This is a genomic window from Bradyrhizobium sp. UFLA05-153, assembly GCF_054185185.1.
In genome coordinates, this window is record NZ_JBBIAM010000246.1 from 1 (window position 1) to 5,131 (window position 5,131).

At 61.2% G+C, this 5,131-nt stretch carries 6 protein-coding genes; all 6 read left to right on the forward strand.

From position 1 onward, the window contains the following. A partial coding sequence (locus tag Q2941_RS50615; protein ID WP_458197391.1) for a hypothetical protein occupies positions 1 to 246 on the forward strand: 246 nt, incomplete at its 5' end. Positions 247 to 648: 402 nt separating this feature from the next. Continuing rightward, entirely contained in the window at positions 649 to 1,353 is a 705-nt protein-coding gene (locus tag Q2941_RS50620; RefSeq protein WP_458197392.1) for a hypothetical protein, read from the forward strand. A 754-nt stretch (positions 1,354 to 2,107) separates the two neighbouring features. After that, entirely contained in the window at positions 2,108 to 2,269 is a 162-nt protein-coding gene (locus Q2941_RS50625) for a DUF2934 domain-containing protein (protein WP_458197393.1), read from the forward strand. A 631-nt stretch (positions 2,270 to 2,900) separates the two neighbouring features. Continuing rightward, positions 2,901 to 3,935: a class I SAM-dependent methyltransferase gene (locus Q2941_RS50630; protein ID WP_458197394.1), complete on the forward strand. Its 1,035-nt coding sequence runs from the start codon at positions 2,901 to 2,903 to the stop codon at positions 3,933 to 3,935. After that, complete coding sequence (locus tag Q2941_RS50635) at positions 3,932 to 4,300, forward strand: DMT family transporter (protein WP_458197395.1); 369 nt, start codon at positions 3,932 to 3,934, stop codon at positions 4,298 to 4,300. Before Q2941_RS50630 ends, Q2941_RS50635 begins: the two co-directional genes overlap by 4 nt. A gap of 6 nt (positions 4,301 to 4,306) precedes the next feature. Continuing rightward, on the forward strand, positions 4,307 to 4,996 hold the full coding sequence (locus Q2941_RS50640) for a glycosyltransferase family 2 protein (protein WP_458197396.1): 690 nt from the start codon (positions 4,307 to 4,309) through the stop codon (positions 4,994 to 4,996). The last annotated feature ends 135 nt before the right edge of the window (positions 4,997 to 5,131 follow it).

A 5,131-nucleotide genomic window follows, 5' to 3' on the forward strand; every position in this document is an offset into this window, starting at 1 on the left:
GTTCGCTATTCCTTCATCGTAGTGGACTTGCACCACCTACTCCTTGCCGGTCTCCCGGCGCACCTGTGTGAAAACGCCGAGACACATGGTGGCGATAGAAGAAGTTATGCGTCCAAGACCGTCCTAGCACTCAAACTCGAAAGCACGCTCAATTTAAAAGGCGAATTGAAGAATGTAGTTCTCGCCGCGCTTCGATCTTTCGCGTTTTTACACAGCCAGGGTCAAAATGCGAAGAACTCAGTGTGAGCAAATCTAGTCTGCAATGCCCCCGAGTCCGGACGCGGCGCGCGGTCATTCGCTGATGGGCCAGCAGTCGGCTATACCGAACAGCCGACGCAGCAGCTTTTGGTCTATCTTGCGGTTATCGCGATAACCGGTTGGCTGATGTGGCTGACCGCGCAGGTGCGCGGCGGCCACGCCGTTGCGGCGGGTTAGAGCGGGACAGTTGATCAGTCTGCTTGCGTCTCGGCTCACCCGCCGCTTCCGTGCTGTGCCACCCAACGTATATGCCAGCCCCTTGAAGTCGCGACGCGATTGCGGATGAACCAGGGATACAAACGATTGGCACAATCGTGCCAAGGGACTGGAAGACGAATTAGGCCGCCGCAACGTGCCGTTTATCCCGGTTCGCTTCCCCGAAAAGCAAGGATGGCGTTTCCTGTTCGTCTCTGGTTGAACGACACGTCGGTGGTGTTCGTCGTGTCCCGGTTCGAGCCGGCAGGCTGGTACTCGATCGACAAGGAAGCATGGCTCCGACGGAAAGCGGACTGGGCGCCGGCTGATTTTTTTCTCGGGAACTTGAAAGGCCCATCACTCGGTGTGGAACTTTCGTCGGACCTCCGTACTTTCCTCGATCACAAATCACAAGAGAGGGAACGTCCAATGACGAGATTGAAGACTGCAAGTCTTGCCATCCTCGGCAGCGCGGCCATTGTCGTCTCCGTGCTCGCGAGTCCGGCGATGGCCGAGGGTAAAATGGCCAAAGGCGGGAGGTACACTCAGGTCCAGACCAAGGAATCTCAAACTCTCGCCAAAGGCCAGCGCCACGTTCAGCGTCACGCGACCTACCGAAACCAGCGGATGCGCAGCGCCAACGCCGCCTTGCCGGGCGGGAGGGTGTATCGCAGGCCTGCCGGGCCCGGTGAGGTGGCGGGCAATGTCGTGGGCGGCGCGGTCGCGACCGCGGGGGCGATCGCAACTGCGCCCTTCCGAGCCTTCGACAACAGTTACAACTATTATGGCTACGGCTATGGCGGCCGCGACTGGAAGACCTACGCCGACCACAACAAACTTGCCTGCACGCCCGGCGCCACGTTCAAGGGTCCGGACGGCCGGCAACATCTCTGCCAGTAATCTCTTTTGACATAAGGAAGGGGAAAGGCGGCCCAGCGGCCGCCCTTTTTTTGAGAGGTTCGCGCTGGTGCGGCGCTTCGCTCGCAAGGAGTTATCCAGTGGACAGAACATCGACACGAACGTTTCGCTGTTGTCGCAATTGACTGCGCCGTCGGCCTGCACCGCTGGAATATTGAGTGCTCCTCGGATGTGCCCCTTGGAGATTTTACCTGGGGGTCACCGACCGGCAGGACAGGTCGCCGCTCAGTTGTCTAGCACCGGCTGACCTGGAGCGCAGTCCAGTGGCGGGCGTGGCTTAGCGAGGCCCGTCGTGCCAGGCGGAGTCTCGTTGTAAGCCGTCCTTGTGTAGATCCGCTCAAGCGTGACAAACGCCGCGAGTATCGCAATTGTCACCGCAATCGCGAAAAGTACGACGGGGGTACGGTGGCTGTTCCGCTCGTTACTCATGAGGGACTTCCACTCGAACGTAGAAACGTTGTTGGATGGTTCCCCACGCGCAACCGGCTGGATTGAGGAGGACGGGTGAAAGTCCGCACGTTAAGGATGCGGGCGCCGTGATGAGGCGAGGGCGTTGCAGCGGCGAGCGACTGGCTGCGCTCAAAACTGTAGCACGTGAAGATAGAGCGGCGGCATAGCTGAAGGAACGACTCTCCTAAGCCCGAATTGGCTGTTTGGGCCACAAGCAAAAATGGCCCGGCGGTCCCGCCTTGTACCTCCTGCACAGGGCGGGACCTGCGCTCTGGGAAAATTCATCATGGCTCAGCCGACCGAAGAGCAGATACGTAAACGCGCGTTCGAGCTGTGGGAGCAGGCGGGCAAACCCGAAGGACGCGAAGACGAGTTCTGGAACCAAGCGCAGAGGGAATTGCAGGGCGCAGAAGAGCGTCGTGACCAAAACAAAGGTGCTGACATTTAATTCCGTTGTCGCCCTACCTTGCACCACACCAGTCATAGTGCGACGTCGCGTCCGACGTTAGCCAAGTGGCAGCAGGATCCGCCCGTTGCGCTGAGGCGGGCGGCTATAGCCCTCAACGTCTACCAAAAGTTCGAAGCCTCTTGATCGCGATAGAACTAGTTATTGGTTCAAGGCCGCTTTTGGCGCTCACACGCAAGCCCATTCAATTTTGAAATAGTACCCGAGAATACTGTCGTCGCGCTTCGACTTTTTTGAGTTTTCACATAGCCTAGGCCCCGGAAGTCACGAGATCGCGGAAAGATCAGTCGCACACTCCTCGGCGATCAACTTCAATATCTCCGCCAATCGCCAGGGCGGAGCCGCGATTTCAGCCCTTCCGCAATCAATGGCCGCACGGGGCATTTCGAAATGCGAAGCAGAAGCGCTATCATGAGCCATTGTTGTCTCACGGCTACCCTTACCTCCGGATTCCGTTTACCGCCGCCGGGAGCATACCGCTGAGTACGATATCGAAGTCTGTCTGCCGAAGATCGGCAGATGGCTTGGATCGAACGGTTGCTTCTGCCGGTTTTTCAGCGCGGTTTCGGCAATACAAGGATAGCGCTTGGTCAATTTGCAAGCCGATTGACAGATGAGCTCCATCTCCGGCGAGAGCGTGGAGCGCGATCTATTTCGCAACTGCGAGCCCGGCAGCCTGCGACCCCGTTGCCGTTCGCCAGGAGGAACAGTTCGGCACCGGAGGCGTTTTTTTGTTCGCTCTGAAGGTGCGCACGTGCTGATGCCAAACGACCAAACTGCGCTGACGCTTAAGTGCCCCGCGTGCAGTCGGGCGACGTCGCATCAGTTTCTTTACCCAAAGAACGGTTGCGACATCCTGCAGTGTCATGACTGCGGACTGGGACGCACCGAGGCATCGAGCTTCGATGCCCTTGCCTATTATGACGATGGCTACTTTTCCGGCCGTCAGCCCGACGGCTACGCCGACTATCGCGGCGCCGAATCCGTGTTGCGGCGCGAGTTCGTCCGCACGGTCGAATTCATCAAGCACCGCAAGCCACAGGGCTGCCTGCTCGAGATCGGCTGCGCCTACGGCTTCTTTCTCGATGAAGCCCGCCGTTCCGGCTTTGAGGTGAGCGGCATCGAGCCGGCGGAGGCCGCGGCGGCCCATGCTGGCGATCTCGGCTTGAACGTCGTCTGCGGCCTACTGAGCGAAGCGACTCTCAAGTCCTTTGGCACCCTGGATGTCATCATTCTCCTCGACGTTATCGAGCATCTGCCCGACCCGCAGCGCGCCCTTGCGCTGTTAGCGGACCATCTTCGGCCGGACGGAATCATCGTGCTGACGACTGGTGACTTCGGCTCCTTGGCGGCGCGGTCAACCGGCGCGCACTGGCGGCTGATGACGCCTCCGCAGCACCTTTGGTTCTTCAACCGTGACAGCATCGCGTCCCTGGCCCATTCGGTCGGCCTCCGCGTCGATAGTTCCGATCACCCTTGGAAATTCGTGCCGTTCTCGCTGATCGCCTTTCAGGTCGGTCGCATGCTCGGCCGCAAGATCGCGGCCAGCCCGACCGGCAACCGGTTCGCCATTCCGGTGAACCTGTTCGACGCGATGCGCGTGGTCTTGAGCAAGGCGCCCCCATCTTCGGACAAGAGCCTCCCATGACAGAGCGCCTCAACCTCGGCCAGATCGCATTGCTCATCACCTACGCGGCCGGCATGGCGGCGGGCCAGCTCCTGTTCAAGGCCGCCGCGATGCGCCTCAGCGACGGGTACCCCTTGTCCACGCGTGCGCTGCTGCTGTTGCGGAACGCACCGTTTATCGGCGCGATCGTGCTCTATGCTGCCCTGTCCGTCCTGTGGGTCTGGCTTTTGACGTTCACGCCGCTGTCGCGCGCGTATCCGTTCGTGGCGGTCGCGTTTGCGCTGACGCCAATCCTCGGTGCGCTGGTGTTCGCCGAGCCGCTGTCGGCCCGTCTCCTGGCAGGAATCGCGGTGATCGCCTGCGGTCTTGTGCTTGTTGTGGGTTGATGAGACATGATCGGTCGGCTTCGCAATCCTTGGGTCGTTGTCGCAGCGTACAATGAAGCGCCGGTGGTCGGCAGCGTCGTGTCCGGCATTCGCCGCGCCGGATACGCGGTCGTCGTGGTCGATGACGGCTCCGCCGACCGCACCGGCGACGTCGCGTTGCTCGCAGGCGCGGTCGTCGTTCGGCATCCGATCAACCTCGGCCAGGGCGCCGCGCTGCAGACCGGTATCGACTACGCCCTCGAGCAGAGTGCGGATGCACTCGTCACGTTCGACGCCGACGGCCAGCATTCCCCCGCGGCCATCGCGGCGTTGCTCGAGGCGATGGAGCAGCCCGGCATCGATTTCGCGCTCGGCAGCCGCTTTCTCACCGGCGCGCCCGGAAATCTGCCGGTGTCGCGCCGCCTCCTGCTCAGCGCCGCGATCTGGTTCACGCGCGCGAGCACCGGACTGCCGGTCACCGATACCCACAATGGCCTTCGGGCGATGACCGCGCGCGGTGCCCGCGCGATCTCCTTGCGACAGAACCGAATGGCGCACGCGTCCGAGATCCTGCACCAGATCGTGCAGAGCCGCCTGCGCTTTGTCGAGGTGCCGGTGAACATCGAGTACAGCGTCTATTCGCTGGGCAAGGGTCAACGCATCACCGATGCGCTGACCATCCTGATCGATCTCTTTGCGCGGAGGCTATACCGATGATCGCGCAGCTGCTGCTGACAGCCCTTCTTACGTTGGTTCTGGTCTACGCCTGGTCGGCGCATCGGACGGTGCCGATCATCGGCCTGCTCGCGAGCAGCGCAGCGCTCGCCGGCCTCTACTTCGTCTGGGTGCAGG

Bases quoted from the DNA above. Each gene is read 5' to 3' on its own strand.
- Q2941_RS50620 (WP_458197392.1), top strand. From the start codon at position 649: ATGGCGTTTCCTGTTCGTCTCTGGTTGAACGACACGTCGGTGGTGTTC.
- Q2941_RS50635 (WP_458197395.1), top strand. From the start codon at position 3,932: ATGACAGAGCGCCTCAACCTCGGCCAGATCGCATTGCTCATCACCTAC.
- Q2941_RS50625 (WP_458197393.1), top strand. From the start codon at position 2,108: ATGGCTCAGCCGACCGAAGAGCAGATACGTAAACGCGCGTTCGAGCTG.
- Q2941_RS50630 (WP_458197394.1), top strand. From the start codon at position 2,901: ATGAGCTCCATCTCCGGCGAGAGCGTGGAGCGCGATCTATTTCGCAAC.
- Q2941_RS50640 (WP_458197396.1), top strand. From the start codon at position 4,307: ATGATCGGTCGGCTTCGCAATCCTTGGGTCGTTGTCGCAGCGTACAAT.